The sequence below is a fragment of the Glaciimonas sp. CA11.2 genome, assembly GCF_034314045.1.
Taxonomy (GTDB): Bacteria; Pseudomonadota; Gammaproteobacteria; order Burkholderiales; family Burkholderiaceae_D; genus Glaciimonas.
Window position 1 is genome coordinate 449,033 of record NZ_JAVIWL010000001.1, and the last position, 18,309, is coordinate 467,341.

The following is an 18,309-nucleotide window of genomic DNA, read 5'->3' on the forward strand; positions in this document are numbered from 1 at the left end:
GTTGTGACCTTTACAGCACGACAGCAAAGTCGGACGCATTTTTAGATGCTTACAAGCGCTATCGGTCAGCGTAAAGTATTGATAAAGCGCCCTATAATACCAACCTATGAGCTCAACCCACACATCCCACAGTATCAACCGCAAAATCGTCATTCTGGTTTTGTATTACTCGCGCCATGGCGCAACCAGAAAACTTGCCGAATTAATCGCGCAAGGTATTGACGCAACACCGGGCTGCGAAGCCCGTTTGCGCACGGTACCAGCGGTGTCCACTGTCACCGAAGCGACCGAATCAAGCATTCCGGAGCAAGGTGCGCCTTACGTTGAATTAATGGATTTGGAGCAATGCGCCGGATTGGCACTAGGCTCACCAACACGGTTTGGCAACATGGCGTCGGCCATGAAATATTTTTGGGATGGTACCAGCGCCCAATGGCTCGGCGGTGCTTTAGCCGGCAAACCGGGTTGCGTATTCACGTCCACAGGCAGTCTGCATGGTGGCCAGGAAACCACATTGATGTCCATGATGACACCGCTATTTCATCACGGTATGTTGATGATGGGTCTGCCTTATACGCTGCCGGAATTGATGACCACCAGTAGCGGCGGCACACCTTACGGTGCCAGCCACTGGGCGGGAATGAATGGCAATCAGCCCATTTCGGCGGAAAGCCGTATTTTGGCAATCGCGCAAGGTAGTCGCCTGGCTGAGACCGCGCGCAAACTGCAAGGAGCATGACATGACAAAAGACGCGAGGAAAGAAGTCAAAAAAGACGTCAAAAAAGACGCCGAAAATAACCTCATCACCAACCCAGCCGGGGCAACCATGGTCGAAGCCCAAACTTCTGCACAACTACGTCCATGCCAGTGGTTTTACTTCGGCACTTCCGGTACGTTGCTGATTCTGATCGCTCTGTGTGTTGCCTGGGAATTATTTTTAGCACCGTTGCGCCCGGGTGGATCATGGATGGTATTGAAGGTTATCCCACTTTTGCTCCCCTTACGTGGCATTCTGAAGCGCGATATCTACACGATGCAATGGTCGTCCATGCTCATTCTGATTTACTTTGCAGAGGGCATCGTGCGCGCTACCAGCGACAGCAATCATCTCTCGGCGATGCTGGGATGGGCCGAAGTGGCGTTGACCTGCCTCTTTTTTGTTTGCTCGATCATGTATTTGCAGCCCTACAAAAAAGTGGCGAAAGCGCTCGCCAAAGCAGCCATCGAAAAAGCTTCCCGATCCCGATCGACGTAACTTCATTCCCACACGCGGTTTCACAATCATCCAGACATGACCAACTCAGCTGACTTTATAAACGCCTGTAAAAAAACCATCGGTGACGCTTACGTGCTGACCGCCAACGATGACAAGGCGTCTTATTTGACAGACCAGCGTCAACGCTTCACAGGTCAGGCAATAGCGGTAGTCAAGCCGGGTAATACTGCCGAGGTCGCCGCAATTGTGCGCCTGTGCAATCAATACAACGTACCGCTCGTTCCGCAAGGCGGCAATACCGGACTCGTTTTAGGCAGTGTTCCCGACACCAGCGGCGTCGCGATTGTGTTATCGCTGACGCGCCTTAGCCGGATTCGATCAGTCGATCCGGTCAACCATACCATCACCGTAGAAGCGGGTTGCATCTTGCAGCACGTGCAAGATGCCGCATTCGCAGCCGAGCGTTTGCTCCCCTTATCGTTAGCTGCCGAAGGCAGTTGCACCATTGGCGGCAATCTCGCAACGAATGCAGGCGGCACGGCTGTTTTGCGCTATGGCAACACGCGTGAGTTATGCCTGGGACTCGAAGTCGTGACCGCACAGGGCGACATCATGGAGGGGCTACGCGGCTTGCGTAAAGATAACACCGGCTATGATTTACGTGACCTATTTATAGGAGCTGAAGGCACACTTGGGATTATTACTGCTGCAGTAATGAAAATATTTCCATTGCCAAAATCGCAATTAACCGCACTGGTTGCGTTACAAACGCCAGTTCAAGCTTTACGTCTGCTGACCTTAGCGCAAGGCCATTGCGGAGCCACGCTAACCGGTTTCGAATTAATGTCCGATCTGTGTTTACAATTGGTAGCCAAACACATGCCGCACCTGACTTTTCCATTCTCGATGCACCATCCGCACTATGTACTGCTTGAACTATCCGACAGCGAATCAGAAGCCCATGCCAGCGCCTTGCTGGAATCCTTACTGGCGAGCGCTCTGGAACACGACATTTGTCAGGATGCTGTCCTGGCGTCCTCTTCCGCGCAGTCAAAAACATTATGGAACTGGCGAGAAAGTATCTCATCGGCGCAAGCTAAAGAAGGCAAAAACATCAAACATGACATCTCTTTGCCGATTTCGCGTATTGCTGAATTCATTACGGTCACCGACGCCCTGTTGCAGCAACATTTTCCCGCATGCCGCAATGTCACTTTCGGCCATTTGGGCGACGGAAATTTACATTACAACGTTTCACCAGCCATCGGCTATTCCGCTGACCTGTTCCTCGCGCAACAATCCAATATCAATCTTGTCGTACACGACAGCGTACACAAATTTGGGGGTTCAATTTCAGCGGAACATGGCATCGGCGTCCTAAAGCGTGAGGAGTTACTACGTTACAAATCACCGGTAGAAATTTCCTTGATGAAAACAATTAAACAAGCATTAGACCCACTCAATCTAATGAATCCCGGGAAAGTCATCTAGGACCGCTCAGTTACAAAGCGCGAACCTCTTAATTATTTACGTTCTTTGTCTCTGGTTTCATACTTCGTGGTTCGCACAACCCATTCTACAAACCTTGGCTTACACACTGTTACACAGAGTTTGTCTACCAAAAAGCAATCGCCACGTTATCCTCTGAAGAACCACGGTCACCATCGCAATTAGCTGGTGTAGTCACAACGAGCTTCTTCACCTTAAGCGGAATAAGATGTTGCCGACCATTCAAAAATCTCGCTTCAACTTGCCATTGGTTACGATCTCATTTTTGTTCAGCGTAGGACTCGGCACACTGAATCCGCTCAGCGCGATTGCTGCGCCAGCATCACCGACACGCACTCCCGACTTCACTCCCCCACTCGCTCCAACCATTGCTCCCACGCCGTCGTCCACCGCACCGTTATGGGAAAACGAAAAAGCACTGCATGTGTTGAATCGTCTGGCGTATGGTCCACGTCCGGGTGATGTGGATGAAATCAAAAAAATGGGCGTAAAACGCTACATTGACCTGCAATTAAATCCCGAACGTATTCCGCTTCCCCAAACGCTAATCGACCAGTTGGCTAGCCTTCCTACCTATCAACTCAGCACCACGCAGCTTTATCAACAATACGGCCCGCCCTCTTTCCCCCCCAATACTGCAACCCCGGAAGAGAAAAATCAGGCACGTCAGCGCGCCAACAAAGAAATCACATTGCAAGCGCATCAGGCCCGATTATGGGAGGCGACTGAAAGCCCGCGTCAGTTGCAGGAAATCATGACCGAATTCTGGTTCAACCACTTCAATGTTTTTGAAGGTAAAGAATGGGTTCGCTACTGGAACGGCGAGTATGAAAAAAATGTGTTGCGTCCCAATGCATTGGGTAATTTCAGGCAATTGTTAGGATCGGTGGCGCATCATCCAGCCATGCTGTATTACCTCGATAACTGGTTGAGTAGTGGCGTCAATACGCCGGAGGCCCGCGGTCGATTTAAAGGTTTAAACGAAAACTATGGACGTGAATTACTCGAACTGCATACACTAGGTATCAATGGTGGCTATACCCAAGCCGACGTGATTGCATTAGCACGCATTTTGAGTGGCTGGACTATTGATGTAAAAGACATGAAAAATGGAGCCAATAACAGCTCCAGTGGCGGCTACAGTTCAGACCAGCCCACCTTCATTTTCAATCCACGCCGCCATGACACCGGTGACAAAATTTTTCTCGGTCAGACCATCAAAGGACTCGCCGGTCAGGACGGTGAACAGGAAGGTGAGCAAGCGCTTGACATCGTAGCGCGGCAACCTGCCACGGCACGGTTTATTTCCACCAAATTAGTCCAATATTTTGTCAGCGACAAACCCGATCCGGCATTAGTTGAAAAGCTGGCGCAGCGGTTCCTGAGCACCAATGGGGATATCAAAGCGGTGCTGCACACCTTATTTGATAGCCAGCAATTTTGGTCTCGTGCCAATTATCAAACCCAGTTCAAGACACCTTATCAGTACATCGTTTCCGCTTTGCGGGCCAGTGACATTCCGGTCATGAATGTCAGGCCGGTTGATAACGCGTTGAATCAATTGGGTCAACCTTTATATGGTTGGCTGACGCCGGAAGGGTATAAATTTTCCGAAGAAGCGTGGCTCAATCCGGATGCGCTATTACGCCGAATCAATTTTGTCAGCAGCCTTGGTAATGGCAAATCGCCGATTGGATTTCCGCCACCGCCGCCCGGACCACCTTCTAATGCAGTCCCATTAGACCCGCAGCAGTTGATAAAAACACTGTCGCCGTTACTCGATCAACGCAGCATCGATACCATCACAACCGCACCCGCCAACTTGCAAGCCAGCATGATTCTGGGTAGCCCCGATTTTATGAAGAGGTAAATCATGAAACGCCGCGATTTTATCCGCAGCATTAGTCAACTTGGCATCGTCGGCAGCGGTGCGATTCTGATTCCGATTGGACTTTCTGGCTGTGTCGTTGCGCCGCCCAACAAGCCAAATACCGCTAATCTGCAAAAGAGCAATCGAGAACCGGCACCACTCGCCTACGGCACACCGCCGAAGCGTGACCGTCTGGCGGGTGACGGCACGCCGCGCATGGTTGTAGTTTTTTTACGCGGAGCGGTGGATGGCCTTAATGTTGTTGTACCGCATGGCGACCAGCATTATTATCAGGCCCGCCCTACCATCGCAGTGGCACGTCCTGGCGACAACAATGGTGCAATCGATTTAACCGGATATTTCGGGCTTCATCCGGCATTGCAACCGCTCAAGCCTTATTGGGATAACGGCCAACTGGCGTTCATTCATGCATCCGGCTCGCCCGATATGTCGCGTTCGCATTTTGAGGCGCAGGACTATATGGAAACCGGTACACCCGGTCAACACAACACACACGACGGCTGGATGAATCGCCTGCTGGGCACTATGCCGCCCAAAGAAGCGCCCATGCAAGCACTGACACTAGGCGAGTCGATACCACGCATCCTGACCGGCCGTGCCGTCGTCGCCAATATGCCGACCGGGCGCGATGCCACCCGACCAACGCAGATCGACAAACCGGACGTCAATCTTGCCTTCAACGCGTTATATCAACAGGATCCAACGTTAGGAAAAGCATTTCGGGATGGCCTTGCAGCGCGTAAGGAAATGATGATGGACCTGAATAGCACGGAACAACGCGCCGCCAATAACGGTGCGCCACTTCCAAACGGACTCTCCATTGATACGACAAGACTAGGCCGTCTTATGCGCAGCAACCCCGCGATCCGGCTTGGCTTTGTCGCCGTGGGCGGATGGGATACGCACGCCAATCAAGGTAACGGTACGGGCCAGTTAGCCAACAGACTGCGCCCTTTGGCCGATGGCTTAACCACGCTCGCGACAGAACTCGGTCCAGCCTTTAACGACACCGTGATCGTCGTCATGTCGGAATTTGGCCGAACCTTCCGCGAGAACGGCAATGGTGGAACCGACCATGGACACGGCAATGTGATGTGGCTGCTCGGCGGCAATGTACGTGGCCGCACGATATACGGCAACTGGCCTGGCATCGATGACAAATCTCTCAACGAAGGTCGCGACCTGGCAATCACCACAGACTTTCGCACCGTATTAGCGACGCTGGCAGAAAAGCACATGCGCGTCGGAGATACCGCGCTCCAACGTGTCTTCCCGCAATTTCCTGGCGCTAATAATCAAAAATTAAACTTCCTGATATAACAAAATTTTTGGGCTCAAGGACGGGCCTCAAAACCAACATAAAAAGGCTCCGTCATCTGCTGTAACATCTCCGTCTATTGCCTATCATCATCTTCAATCGCGTTCACTTTCGACATCAATTCGACATAAATTCGTCATGCGTTGACGGAAACGCCGCCACGCGCATCTGTGCGCGTGGCTATTTCCTACACAAAAATCAGGTTTCTTCCTATACCAATTTCGGCCCGGAAGTCTAAGCTACTTCAATCGGGCAACATCTTGCGCGCGCGTTTTTGCGCCTTTACAGAATCGAAAAGTCCGCTGCACAAGGTGAGTAACTGTGCCGCTTCACCCCAGGGTGGTCGTTTAATTGACGTACTTTTTCCTATGCCTACTTCTATTTCCCTACTTTTTATTGCGAGGTAAAACTAATGGTGACGCGCAAAAAAAATCCGTCTTCAGTGGACGGTGCCGGATCGATTTTCAGTACAATTTCAGGGCCATCAGACGCCGCACCGCCGAGCAGCGTTGGTAGTAAAGATGGTTTACCGAATAAATTACGCGAAAAGGTGATTAGCGGACAAGCCCTATCCGCGCAAATGCCCTATAACGATAGCAAGCAGGCCGAATATGGAAACGGCGAAAGTGGCGCACCCGACCCGCAAACCGGTTCAGTTGGCAAGCCTGCGGGCGAACTAGCTACCGCGAGCACCACAACCGAAAACACTGTATCGCCCAAGGTGGGAGATGGTCACCCACAAATCGGCGGTAATCCGACCTCCGGTCCTCTCGATCGCGTCCGCGTCGACGCGGGCAATCAAGCGCTCACCACCAATCAGGGCGTGCCGGTTGCGGACAACCAAAGCTCTCTTAAAATTGGATTGCGTGGCCCGACTGCATTAGAAGATTTTATTTTGCGCGAGAAAATTACCCATTTTGACCATGAGCGGATTCCTGAAAGAGTCGTCCACGCACGCGGCACGGCGGCGCATGGCTATTTTGAATCTTATAAGGACTTAAGTGATTTAACTCGCGCCGCACCTTTTGCGCAAGCCGGTAAACGCACGCCGGTTTTCGTCCGCTTTTCGACCGTCGCTGGCGAACGTGGCTCCGCCGATACAGCTCGCGACGTGCGTGGATTCGCGGTCAAATTTTATACAGATGAAGGCAACTGGGATCTGGTCGGCAATAACATGCCGGTCTTTTTTATCCAGGACGCGATGAAATTTCCGGATCTGGTTCACGCGGTGAAGCCCGAGGCGCACAACGGCATTCCGCAAGCATCAAGCGCTCACGATACCTTTTGGGATTTTGTGTCGTTAATGCCCGAATCAACACATATGTTGATGTGGGTTATGTCAGACCGGGCGATTCCGCGCAGTTTGCGCATGATGCAAGGCTTTGGCGTGCATACATTCAGGTTGGTGAATGTTGAAGGTGAATCAGTATTCTGCAAGTTTCATTGGGAACCCGTTGCTGGGACGCATTCCCTGGCATGGGACGAAGCGGTAAAGATTGCTGGCGCTGACGCCGATTTTCATCGCCGTGATTTGTGGGAAGCAATCGAAGCTGGCGCCTATCCCGAATGGGAGCTTGGCCTGCAAGTATTCACTGAGGAAGAAGCCGAACAGTTTGGGTTTGACGTACTTGATCCTACCAAGCTTGTCCCTGAAGAAATGGTGAAAGTCATTCCCGTCGGCAAAATGACGCTCAATCGCAATCCCGATAATTTCTTCGCTGAAACCGAGCAAGTAGCCTTCTGCACTGCGCACGTCGTACCTGGAATTGACTTCAGCAACGACCCATTATTGCAAGGTCGCATTCACTCCTATATTGATACGCAAATCAGTCGCCTTGGCGGCCCCAACTTTCATGAAATCCCCATCAACGCACCGCTAGCGCCGGTCTATAATAATCAGCGTGACGGAATGCATCGCCAGGCAATACATCGTGGTCGCGCCAGTTACGAACCCAACTCTTTAGGCGGCGGTTGCCCGTTCCAGGCCGGGGCACGTGGCTTTACAAGCTTCCCGCAGCCGGTCGCCGCCGATAAAGTGCGCGGAAAAGCGGAGCTGTTTGCTGACCACTATTCCCAAGCCCGATTATTCTGGAATAGTCAGACACCAGCCGAACAAGCACACATTGCCTCAGCTTTCCGCTTCGAATTGACGCGCGTACAAACACCCGCAGTGCGCGTGCGCGTGATATCGATGCTAGTGAACGTTGATCCAATACTTGCGGACGCAGTCGCACATGGCTTGGGTTTAGAATTGCCACCAGCAATGCCGCTGGCGTCTGATTTGCCGATACCTGAGTATGCGCTTTCTCCAGCTTTATCTCTGACGTTTCGGCCCGGTGAACTTGGCATCAAAACACGCAGAGTCGCCATCCTGATTACCACAGGCGTAGAAGGTGCAACTGTGAGAACAATCTACGCCTCATTACTTGCTGACGGCGCAGTACCAAGGCTGGTTGGAGCACAACTAGGCAAAGTGGCGACTAGTGATGGCGATTTTCTAGACGTGGAAATTTCACTGGAAGCCGCACCGTCAGTGCTTTACGACGCCGTGGTCATCGACGCCAATAGCACTGATATCGCCGCAAAATGGACGAAGAACATGCAAGCGATGGATTTCCTTCGGGACCAATATCGCCATTGCAAACAAATAATGGTAGTGGGTAACGGCGCTGCTTTATTTGAGGCCGCAGGTGTCACGTTGGCACCAGTACCGCAACACGATCCTTCTTTCATCGATACCAACGCGCACACTTTAACGCAGGCAATTGACGCCTTTAAACTGGCATTAGCTAGCCCACGTGAATTGATGCGGGAATCCGAATCACTACCTATTGCAAATTAAAAATAGGCTCATCTCCCCGACTAGATAGCTCGTGTCAGGGGAGATGGGTTACGTCCTTTTATTTCGTCCGACGTTTTTCATGACGCCGCCACCTTGCTCAGATCAAGTCCGAAGGGGAATGTGTTGGCCGCCAGGAACAGGATCGCCAACCGGCGGTGGAGATGTGGGAACGGGTTGTGTGGGTGGAATTTCCACCGGTGGTGGCTCTTGATGCATCAGCATATTTACTCCTTCGCGATTGTGATTTCAATGAACAGCTGCAGCTGGTCTTTACCAAGACACCTTTACGGCATTCCTGATCAACCATGAATGTAGTAACGAAATAGCTGGAGTAAAGATATCCCACATCAAGCTATAAGATTTTGCCGCCATACACAATTTAAAATCTTGGCAAATAGATGCCTATCAGCGGAACGCTGATTCAAGTGTAGGGAAGAAGGCGCTTTGAAGTTGGCCGATGACGTTAGCTTACGAAATTAGCTTATTAAGCGATGTCGTAAAGGGCGTTTTACGATGATGAAAATTGATTTATCTTTTAGCATCGTACCAACGCCCGAATAATGCTCCACTGCCGTCGGGATATCGGCAGTTTTTGCTCTACATCGCGCAAAATAACATTCCACGTTTGCTGCAATACCGGCAACAATTTTTTCTCTGATCCATCGTCGTCATTTTTATCAAACGTAAGGCTGCCACGCTCCACACCGACGATCGCGTTTCTCGCGACCAAAGTATTCCGATGAACCCGAACGAACTGCGCACGTAATTCTTCCTCTATCGACATCAACGAATCTTCGATTAAATATTCCTTCGATTTGGTACGCAAGATAACGTACTTCAATTCTGCTTTTAAAAATCGCACTTCATCTATCGGAACAAGTAATACCCGACCGCGCTCCTGAACCGAAAAATGCGTCCGCACCGCTGCTGATCGGGTTACAGGATCGGAACCTGGAAGAGAAATGTTTTCCTGTATTTTTGTTGCACTCGGAAAGCGCAATTGCGTCGCGCGCAGCAGCGCCTGTTGCAGCCGCACTGCGCGCACAGGCTTCAACAGATAATCAAACGCGTGCACATCGAAGGCGTTCACGGCATAGTGTTCATACGCCGTGACAAAAATAATGATCGGCATTTCCGCCGCGATAGAAAAATTCGCGTTACCGTCCTTAACAAGACCTGCATAACCGGCATAGCCCTGCTTCAGTTGCTGCACCAATTGCAACCCCGTTACTTCTGGCATCTGAACATCCACTAACACCACATCAGGTGCCGTCGCCGCAATACCTTCCAACGCAGCTTGCGCATGCTCGGCCTCGCCAACAAGAATATGTGGACAAGCTTCGGCGATGTCAGACAATACAGTGCGCAGACGCGCACGCGCTGGCGCTTCGTCATCAACTATATAAATGCGAGGAATCATGCCATTGATGGTCTGGTAATCCAGCAGTGTAGTCATGCCTGTTAATAAAAAATGTTAACTTCCATCGAGAATCAAACCCGTTACTTCAACCTGCTTAGGACATTTTGTAAGGACTAATCCTCACTCTCCACTCACTTCGTAAGATCGTAGCGTCGTGAAAACTACCCTCACATTTCAAACAATTTTTTTATCCAACTTCCCTGTTGCGGCGTCGCTTATAGACGTTTTCACATAAGGGAATCGCACACGCACCTCAAACTGTCCATTAACGACCGCTGTTGTCAACTGTCCCTCAACGTCATATAACAATGCAAGGCGCTCACGAATATTATTTAACGCCATTTGATTGCCATCCGACAACACCAATCCAGTCTGCGCATAATAAGGATTAATCACCGCGATCTCGATCCGCTCCACGGTCTTCTTTAATTGAATACGTATGATCGATTCTGTGGTGCTTGGCTCGACCCCATAATGCACCGCGTTTTCTACCAGCGGCTGCAATAACAAGGTAGGGATTTGCGTCCTATGCACCACTTCATCGTCAATTCCTTCGCGCTCCCATTGCACCTTCAAACGGTCACCGAGACGAATTTTTTCAATTGATAGGTATTGCCGACATAACTGGCATTCGTTTTCCAGCGTCGTCATTGCGCGAGGATCACGCATCAACACGCGAATTAAATCGGCCAGATCCTCCAGCGCCGTTTCTGCCCGCCTCGGCTCGGTACGAATGAGCGCCAGGACCGCATTTAAACTATTAAACAGAAAATGCGGCCGTATCCGCGCCTGTAACGCCTGCAATCGCGCCTCAACCAACACTGGTGAAAAAGCACGTCCGCGCAACTCAAAATAGTGCTGCAAAGAAATGCCGAATAATGCGGCAATTAACATCGGACCGATGATCGACAAATCCACAAAGCTTTGAAGAAACCAATCATAACTCGACAGCAAAAGTATCACCAGACCGGTGACGCCAGCGGGAATCACTGCGCACAACAAACGCTGCCCCCAAAACGGAAATCGATAACTAATCCTTCGCATCCCACACAAAAAAAACAGTGACAAAAAACACGTCAATTCAACCAGCATGGATGACTCAACAAATTTCATCACCATGGATATCAGTCCATCCACCCGCAGTAAAGTCGTCGCCAACAAAGCGACATTGACCACAATTAAGGTCCGCGCTACCACACCCAAATTACAGCAATCGGGAATAACAGACTGACCGGATAGGTCTTTGGCAACTTGCTGCATGCTATCGATTGGACTGATTGGGTTATTTTTACGCATTCTCAGTACTGGGTTGGATGCCATGAAAAATGGACCGGTACGCGCGAACCCGGACAATTACATAAAGGCCAGAATAAATGTTCAGGCAACAAATAATAACTAAATCAACAACAAAATAGACGTTTGATCACATAAATGCACGTAAAACTACCCTGATTGAAGGTCAATCGGAGTAAAAATGCAGGCTTGTTTTATAATCGTGCACTAATTAAAGTCGTTAAAGTCGTAAGCTTCACGCAATGGCCACGCATTAGCCACTTATTAACCAGTTTTGTACGCGATTTATACCTATTATTTCTTACCGAATTTACCCGATACCATGACAGAACAATTCTCCAAGAAGGCCGAAGCCTGGTCAGCGCGCTTTTCCGAACCGGTTTCCGACCTGGTCAAACGTTACACCGCCTCGGTATTTTTCGATAAGCGTCTGGCAGAAGTCGACATTCAAGGCTCTTTAGCCCATGCCGATATGCTGGCACACCAAAAAATTATCACTGCCGATGATTATGCCGCGATTCAAAAGGGCATGACACAAATTCAAGAGGAAATAGCTGCCGGCAAGTTTGAATGGCTGCTCGACCTTGAAGATGTCCATTTGAATATTGAAAAGCGACTGACCGAACTGGTCGGCGACGCGGGCAAGCGCTTGCACACCGGACGCTCCCGCAACGATCAGGTCGCCACCGATATTCGCCTCTATTTGCGCGGCGCTATCGATGATATCTGTGGTTTGTTGCGTGATTTGCGCCTGGCATTGCTGACATTGGCAGAACAACATGCCGATACCATTTTGCCGGGCTTTACCCACATGCAGGTCGCGCAACCGATTACTTTCGGCCACCACGTTCTGGCTTATGTAGAAATGTTTGGTCGCGACACTGAGCGTATGCAAGACTGCCGCAAACGTGTTAATCGGTTACCGCTTGGCGCAGCGGCGCTCGCTGGCACTACTTTCCCGATTGACCGTCATCGTGTGGCCGCAACGCTAGGCTTTGACGACGTGTGCCGCAACTCTCTGGATGCGGTCTCGGACCGTGATTTCGCCATTGAATTTTGCGCTGCTGCTGCGCTGGTGATGACGCACATCTCGCGCATGTCAGAAGAATTGGTCATCTGGATGAGCCCAAGAGTCGGCTTTATCGATATTGCTGACCGATTTTGTACTGGTTCGTCGATCATGCCGCAAAAGAAAAATCCGGACGTTCCAGAACTGGCCCGCGGCAAAACCGGTCGCGTAAATGGACATCTGATCGCTCTATTGACTTTGATGAAAGGCCAGCCGCTGGCCTATAACAAGGATAATCAGGAAGATAAAGAACCATTGTTCGATACCGTCGATACCCTGACAGATACGCTGCGCATCTTCGCTGATATGGCCGGCGGCATCACCGTCAAGCCCGATGCGATGCGTGCCGCTGCGTTGCAAGGTTATGCCACAGCAACGGATTTGGCCGATTACCTGGTCAAAAAGGGCCTGCCGTTCCGCGATGCACACGAAGCGGTCGCCTTGACGGTACGCCATTGCGTCGATCAGGGATACGATTTGAGCGACATGTCATTAGAGCAACTACAAGCATTCTCCAGCTTGATTCAAGCGGACGTGTTTGATGTGTTGACGCTAGAAGGATCAGTCGCAGCACGGGATCATATCGGCGGCACAGCACCTCGCCAGGTACGTTTAGCAATTGCGCATTTGCGTGAGCAATTGGGCTAAAACCTGCCGTAAAGTCCTTTATACTTCTTGCACAGTTGATACGCCCAATTTACGCGTATCAACTTAACGAATGAGTAAAAATACAAAATGAGACGTTGGCTAAACAACATTAGATACACATTAAAAAAATACTAGCAATGCCAAACAACAATAATCGTGACTGAATGGCTAGACCGAATCACCAAAATCGCCAATTTGCTATTCTATTCCGTTAATTAAGCGCCAACTGAATGAATGCATGGCCAAACACGTGATTGGCGTCAAATACGTCCATAACAGCCATTACATTGTTTGCGTGTCATCGCTACAAAAATTAACCCCGGAGAGTTCACCTATGAAACTGAATACTTTTTTAAAAACACTGACCGTGCTGGTACTCGGCGCGACATTGGCACAATCTGCACTAGCCGCTGAAGTCAAACTTGGTTTGGCTGCTGCATTAACAGGTCCGGCAGCAAAATATGGCGTCGCCATCAGAAACGGTTTCACGCTGGCTACAGAAGAAGTCAATGCCAAGGGCGGCGTTAACGGCAATAAACTGCTATTGGTCATAGAAGATGAGCAAGGCAAAAAAGAAGACGCTATCAACGCGTTCAAAAAACTGATTTTCCAAGACAAGGCGTTGCTGGTATTCGGCCCAACTCTGTCCAACTCGGCTTTCGCTGCTGATCCGATCGCCAATGCTGCAAAGGTCGTCGCCTTCGGTACCAGCAATACCGCAGATGGCATCACGGCAATGGGCCCTTTCACATTTCGTAACTCAGTCATGGAAGCCGACGTATTGCCAGTGACAACACGCGCCGCGGTCAAGCATTTCGGCATCAAAAAAGTGGCAGTCATTTATGGCAACGACGACGCATTCACCAAAAGTGGTTACGACGTTTTCAAAGCAACCCTGGCCGAGCAAAAAATTCCTGTCACGACGACTGAATCGTATGCCAAAGGCGACGTTGACTTCAAAGCGCAATTAACCAAAATCAAAGCATCGAATCCCGACGCTATTGTTTGCTCTTGCCTGACTGAAGAAGCCGCCAATATCATCTTGCAAACCCGTACACTCGGCATGAAGCAACCGTTCATCGGCGGCAATGGGTTGAACTCTCCAAAGCTTTTTGAAATTGCCAAGGGTGCAGGCGACGGCACTATTATGGGTAGTCCGTGGTCGGCAGAAAATATGACGCCAGCCAACAAAGCATTCATGGCCGCGTACAAAGCTAAATTTGGTACTGAGCCGGATCAATTTGCGGCACAAGCTTACGATGCGCTGTATATCGTCGCGGCGGCACTAAAAAATGTCAAATTGACTGGCGCACTGCCAGCGGACCGCATCGCTTTGCGTGATGCGCTGCCAGCGGTCAAGATCGCAGGCGCAACCGGCAACTTTGCGTTCCGCAAAGCACCGGAAGCCGGTGGCAAAGCTGTCGGCTATGACGCGCAACAGGAAGCAATTGTGAATATTGCTGAAGGTGGAAAATTCGTCCTAATGAAGTGATCCGTTATTGCAGAACCGGTGTGGCAGCGATCAGATTGACATGAAGGTCTGATGAAGATTTATCCGGTTTTGCCATAGCAACAGGAAATAGAATTGGGTCTCAAAGAATCACCGCAATATCGAAGCAATACCAATCAATTGAATTAACGACAGGGCACACCGATAAAGCATCGGCGTGCCTTTCGCTTTAGATTTTAGATTTTAGATTTTAGATTTTAGATTTTAGATTTCCATTTTACTTTGCATTAATTTTGGTTTTTTGGCTGTCCGGTTTATAAAGAGTTTCCCCTATGCTTGAACAACAACTTATTAACGCCCTGTCACTCGGCAGTGTCTATGCGCTGTTTGCGCTCGGTTTCACGCTGGTCTTTGGCGTGCTCGGTGTCATCAATTTGTCGCATGGCGCGATTTTTATGTTGGGTAGCTATGTCGCGTTAATGCTGGTCGAACAGCTCGCGCTACCGCTATGGCTGGCAATGTTATTGGCGATGCTGGCTTCGGGCCTGATCGGCCTGATCGTCGACTATATCGTGCTGCGACCACTGCGCAAACGTAATGCACCCCATTTAGCGCCCATGATTGCGACGATTGGCGTCGCCATTATTCTGACCAATCTGGCGCAAGGCTTATTCGGCGCCGAAAATAAGCGCTTCCCAATGGGGATTATCCCCGAAGACAGTTTTACCTTCGGTAGCGTGCATGTCACTGCGGTGCAAATTGGTATCGTCGTTGTTTCGTTTGTGTTGATGCTGGTTTTACTGGGCGTCATGCGTCGCACTCAGTTGGGACGCGCATTGCGTGCGATTGCCGAATCGCCAAAGGCCGCCTATTTGCTCGGCATCAATGTCGAAGGTTTGTTCTATCTGACCTCATTCGCGGCAGCGGCGCTGGGTGGCGCGGCAGGCGTATTGGTCGGCTTATCGTTCAATGCGATTACACCATTCATGGGCCAACCGATGCTACACAAAGGCATCGCCGTCATCATTTTGGGTGGCATGGGTGATATTCGCGGCGCAATGATCGCTGGCCTGTTTCTCGGATTTGCAGAAGTGTTGACGGTAGCGTACTTATCAAGCGATTTCCGCGATGCAGTCGGATTTGGTTTACTGTTTTTGATCTTGCTCGTCAGGCCGTCAGGCATGTTTGGCAAAGTGTTGGAAAGAAAGGCGTAACAGATGGGATTCATGGAATGGTGGGACGGATTTTGGGCAACCTATAACACCGTCGTCTTCAGCATCGGCGTCAACGCGATGTTGGCCTTATCAATTTACGTCACGCTGTCATGCGGATTACTATCGCTGGCGAACGCCGCGTTCATGGGCATCGGCGCGTATTCTGCGGCCCTGATCAGCATGAACACCGGACTACCATTTCCGGTAGCGCTTGCCGTCGGCGGCGCATTACCAGCGTTGGTAGCACTCATTATTGGCATCCCGACTCTGCGCTTATCTGGCGTTTATCTGGCGATGGCGACTCTCGGCTTCGGCGAAGTGGTGCGAGTCGTCGTGTTAAATATGAATATCACCGGCGGTCCGATGGGGCTCAACGGCATTCCGCCAACCACTGAATGGTGGCATATCGTATTGCTGCTCGGGATTACTTTGTACGTGCTGGCGCGCATCAGACGCTCTAAGATCGGCCGAGCGTTTGAAGCGATTAAAGAAGATGAAATCGCAGCCCGTCTGATGGGCGTCAATGTGGCTGGATACAAGTTGCTTGCGTTTGTCATCGGCGCGACCATCGCCGGTGTGGCGGGTGCCCTGAACGCGCATTACACCTTTACGATCGGACCGGGAAATTATGCTTTTGAAAATGCCGTCGACATCCTCACAATGGCAGTTTTCGGTGGCACTAGCAGTCTGATCGGCCCGACTATCGGCGCAACATTATTGACCTTGTTGCCGGAAGTTCTGCGCCACTTTAAGGACTTCCGATTAGCGGCCAATGGCGTCATTCTAGTGTTGGTGATTTTGTATCTACCAAAAGGCATTTGGGATCCACGCCGGATGCGTCACTTATTCTCTAAACCGGATAAAAAAACCCAGCCGACAGGAAAGGTGAGCTGATGCTTCAACTCAACAATATCAGCAAAAACTTTGGCGGTTTGCAAGTTTTACAAGACGTTAATTTGAACGTTCCGCAAGGCGGCATTTTCGGTTTAATTGGCCCCAATGGCGCAGGAAAAACCACCGTTTTCAATTTAATCACCGGTCTATTGCGTGCTTCCGGTGGTGACATCGCATTTGATGGTCAGGATATCGGTAAAGTAGCACCGCATAAAATCACTGAACGGGGCATCGCCCGCACCTTTCAGAATATCCGCGTGTTCAAGGAAATGACGCTGCTGGAAAACGTCGTCGTCGGCATGCATGATCATATGGATTACGGCTTCGCCGGTTTGCTATTAAATCTGCCTGGCTATCGCAAAACTGAAGCAAAAGCACGTGAAAGAGCGCTGGAATTATTGTCTTGGGTGCGCCTCGATCACAAAGCGCAATTGCTGGCAGATAGCTTGTCATACGGCGAGCAACGCAAGCTGGAATTCGCCCGTGCGCTCGCCACCAAGCCAAAATTATTATTGCTTGATGAACCGGTCGCTGGCATGAATCCCTCCGAAAAAACGGAACTGATGCGAGAGATTCTGAACATCAAGGAACGCGGTTTCAGTATCTTCATGATCGAGCATGACATGCGTTTTGTGATGGGCTTGTGCGACCGAATAGCGGTTCTCAATTTCGGCCGCATCATCGCCGAAGGCACACCGGATCAGATCAAGAATAACCAGGAAGTCATTGAGGCTTATCTGGGCAAGGAAGAAGCAGAATGAAGCCAATCTTAAGTGTTCGGGACCTGGCGGTTTCTTACGGTCATATCGAAGCTGTAAAAGGGATTAATCTCACCCTCAATGAGGGTGAGATTACGGCCCTGGTCGGTGCAAACGGCGCTGGAAAAAGCACTGCCCTATTAGCGATATCGGGCTTGTTAAAACCAACGCGGGGACAGGTATTACTGGAAGACCGCGACCTTACTCGACTATCTCCTCACAAGATCGTCCAAAGTGGCGTGGTGCAAGTGGCAGAAGGCCGCGCCATTTTAACCACGCTCACCATCGCAGAAAACTTGGCTTTAGGTGCCTACACCCGCAACGACAAGACGCAGGTTGCGACAGATCTGGAATGGATTTATTCCCTATTCCCTGTCCTGCAAAAACGCAAAGAAGGTCTCGCTGGCAATCTCTCCGGCGGTGAACAGCAAATGCTGGCCATTGGCCGCGCATTGATGGCAAAGCCCCGCGTGCTGCTACTGGACGAACCATCGATGGGACTAGCACCGCTGATGATTCAAGAAATTTTCCGCATCGTTAAGGAAATCAACCGCACCGGCCTCACCATCCTGTTGGTGGAACAAAACGTGCGGCAAGCGCTACGCATTGCGCAACGTGGTTACGTGCTGGAAACCGGACAGATTGTATTGGCCGATAGCGGCGTCAACTTGCTGAACAACCCGAAGGTACTAGAAGCGTATTTAGGCGGCTGACCGTCAATGACCAAAACCGCTCGCCCAATGCAAAACGTGACACCTTATCCTTCGATAAGATGTCACGCCATGT

At 50.5% G+C, this 18,309-nt stretch carries 14 protein-coding genes; 12 read left to right on the forward strand and 2 right to left on the reverse strand.

What is annotated here, in order from left to right; genetic code table 11:
* Window positions 1–106 precede the first annotated feature (106 nt).
* From wrbA to RGU75_RS01940, 6 genes are all read left to right on the forward strand, one after another.
* Window positions 107–739 (forward strand): NAD(P)H:quinone oxidoreductase, encoded by a 633-nt coding sequence (wrbA, locus tag RGU75_RS01915; protein WP_322232562.1) that lies wholly within the window; start codon window positions 107–109, stop codon window positions 737–739.
* 88 nt (window positions 740–827) lie between these two features.
* The gene (locus RGU75_RS01920; RefSeq protein ID WP_322240165.1) at window positions 828–1,256 is read left to right on the forward strand and encodes a DUF2069 domain-containing protein; all 429 of its coding nucleotides are present in this window, start codon (window positions 828–830) and stop codon (window positions 1,254–1,256) included.
* Between the two features lie 36 nt (window positions 1,257–1,292).
* Window positions 1,293–2,708 (forward strand): FAD-binding oxidoreductase, encoded by a 1,416-nt coding sequence (locus tag RGU75_RS01925; RefSeq protein ID WP_322232563.1) that lies wholly within the window; start codon window positions 1,293–1,295, stop codon window positions 2,706–2,708.
* Between the two features lie 226 nt (window positions 2,709–2,934).
* Window positions 2,935–4,596: a DUF1800 domain-containing protein gene (locus RGU75_RS01930; protein ID WP_322232564.1), complete on the forward strand. Its 1,662-nt coding sequence runs from the start codon at window positions 2,935–2,937 to the stop codon at window positions 4,594–4,596.
* 3 nt (window positions 4,597–4,599) lie between these two features.
* Window positions 4,600–5,937 carry a DUF1501 domain-containing protein gene (locus tag RGU75_RS01935; protein WP_322232565.1) on the forward strand — a complete coding sequence of 446 codons (1,338 nt, stop codon included), beginning with the start codon at window positions 4,600–4,602 and terminating at the stop codon, window positions 5,935–5,937.
* Window positions 5,938–6,347: 410 nt separating this feature from the next.
* Entirely contained in the window at window positions 6,348–8,777 is a 2,430-nt protein-coding gene (locus RGU75_RS01940; RefSeq protein ID WP_322232566.1) for a catalase, read from the forward strand.
* Window positions 8,778–9,312: 535 nt separating this feature from the next.
* Here RGU75_RS01940 and RGU75_RS01945 read toward each other — a convergent pair.
* Together RGU75_RS01945 and RGU75_RS01950 are read right to left on the reverse strand one after the other, a co-directional pair.
* A complete protein-coding gene (locus RGU75_RS01945; protein WP_322232567.1) occupies window positions 9,313–10,233 on the reverse strand; it encodes a LytTR family DNA-binding domain-containing protein in 921 nt (306 codons plus the stop codon).
* Between the two features lie 138 nt (window positions 10,234–10,371).
* Entirely contained in the window at window positions 10,372–11,517 is a 1,146-nt protein-coding gene (locus RGU75_RS01950; RefSeq protein ID WP_322232568.1) for a sensor histidine kinase, read from the reverse strand.
* A 295-nt stretch (window positions 11,518–11,812) separates the two neighbouring features.
* Between RGU75_RS01950 and argH the strand changes: the two genes are divergently transcribed.
* The 6 genes from argH to RGU75_RS01980 all read left to right on the forward strand — a co-directional run bounded on the left by argH (window position 11,813) and on the right by RGU75_RS01980 (window position 18,236).
* A complete protein-coding gene (gene argH, locus RGU75_RS01955) occupies window positions 11,813–13,207 on the forward strand; it encodes an argininosuccinate lyase (RefSeq protein ID WP_322232569.1) in 1,395 nt (464 codons plus the stop codon).
* A gap of 334 nt (window positions 13,208–13,541) precedes the next feature.
* Window positions 13,542–14,699 (forward strand): ABC transporter substrate-binding protein, encoded by a 1,158-nt coding sequence (locus tag RGU75_RS01960; protein WP_322232570.1) that lies wholly within the window; start codon window positions 13,542–13,544, stop codon window positions 14,697–14,699.
* Window positions 14,700–14,989: 290 nt separating this feature from the next.
* The gene (locus RGU75_RS01965) at window positions 14,990–15,871 is read left to right on the forward strand and encodes a branched-chain amino acid ABC transporter permease (RefSeq protein WP_322232571.1); all 882 of its coding nucleotides are present in this window, start codon (window positions 14,990–14,992) and stop codon (window positions 15,869–15,871) included.
* A 3-nt stretch (window positions 15,872–15,874) separates the two neighbouring features.
* Window positions 15,875–16,765, forward strand: a complete 891-nt coding sequence (locus RGU75_RS01970; RefSeq protein WP_416186773.1) for a branched-chain amino acid ABC transporter permease — start codon at window positions 15,875–15,877, stop codon at window positions 16,763–16,765.
* Entirely contained in the window at window positions 16,765–17,526 is a 762-nt protein-coding gene (locus RGU75_RS01975) for an ABC transporter ATP-binding protein (protein ID WP_322232572.1), read from the forward strand. Before RGU75_RS01970 ends, RGU75_RS01975 begins: the two co-directional genes overlap by 1 nt.
* Window positions 17,523–18,236: an ABC transporter ATP-binding protein gene (locus RGU75_RS01980; RefSeq protein WP_322232573.1), complete on the forward strand. Its 714-nt coding sequence runs from the start codon at window positions 17,523–17,525 to the stop codon at window positions 18,234–18,236. Before RGU75_RS01975 ends, RGU75_RS01980 begins: the two co-directional genes overlap by 4 nt.
* Window positions 18,237–18,309: the final 73 nt, after the last annotated feature.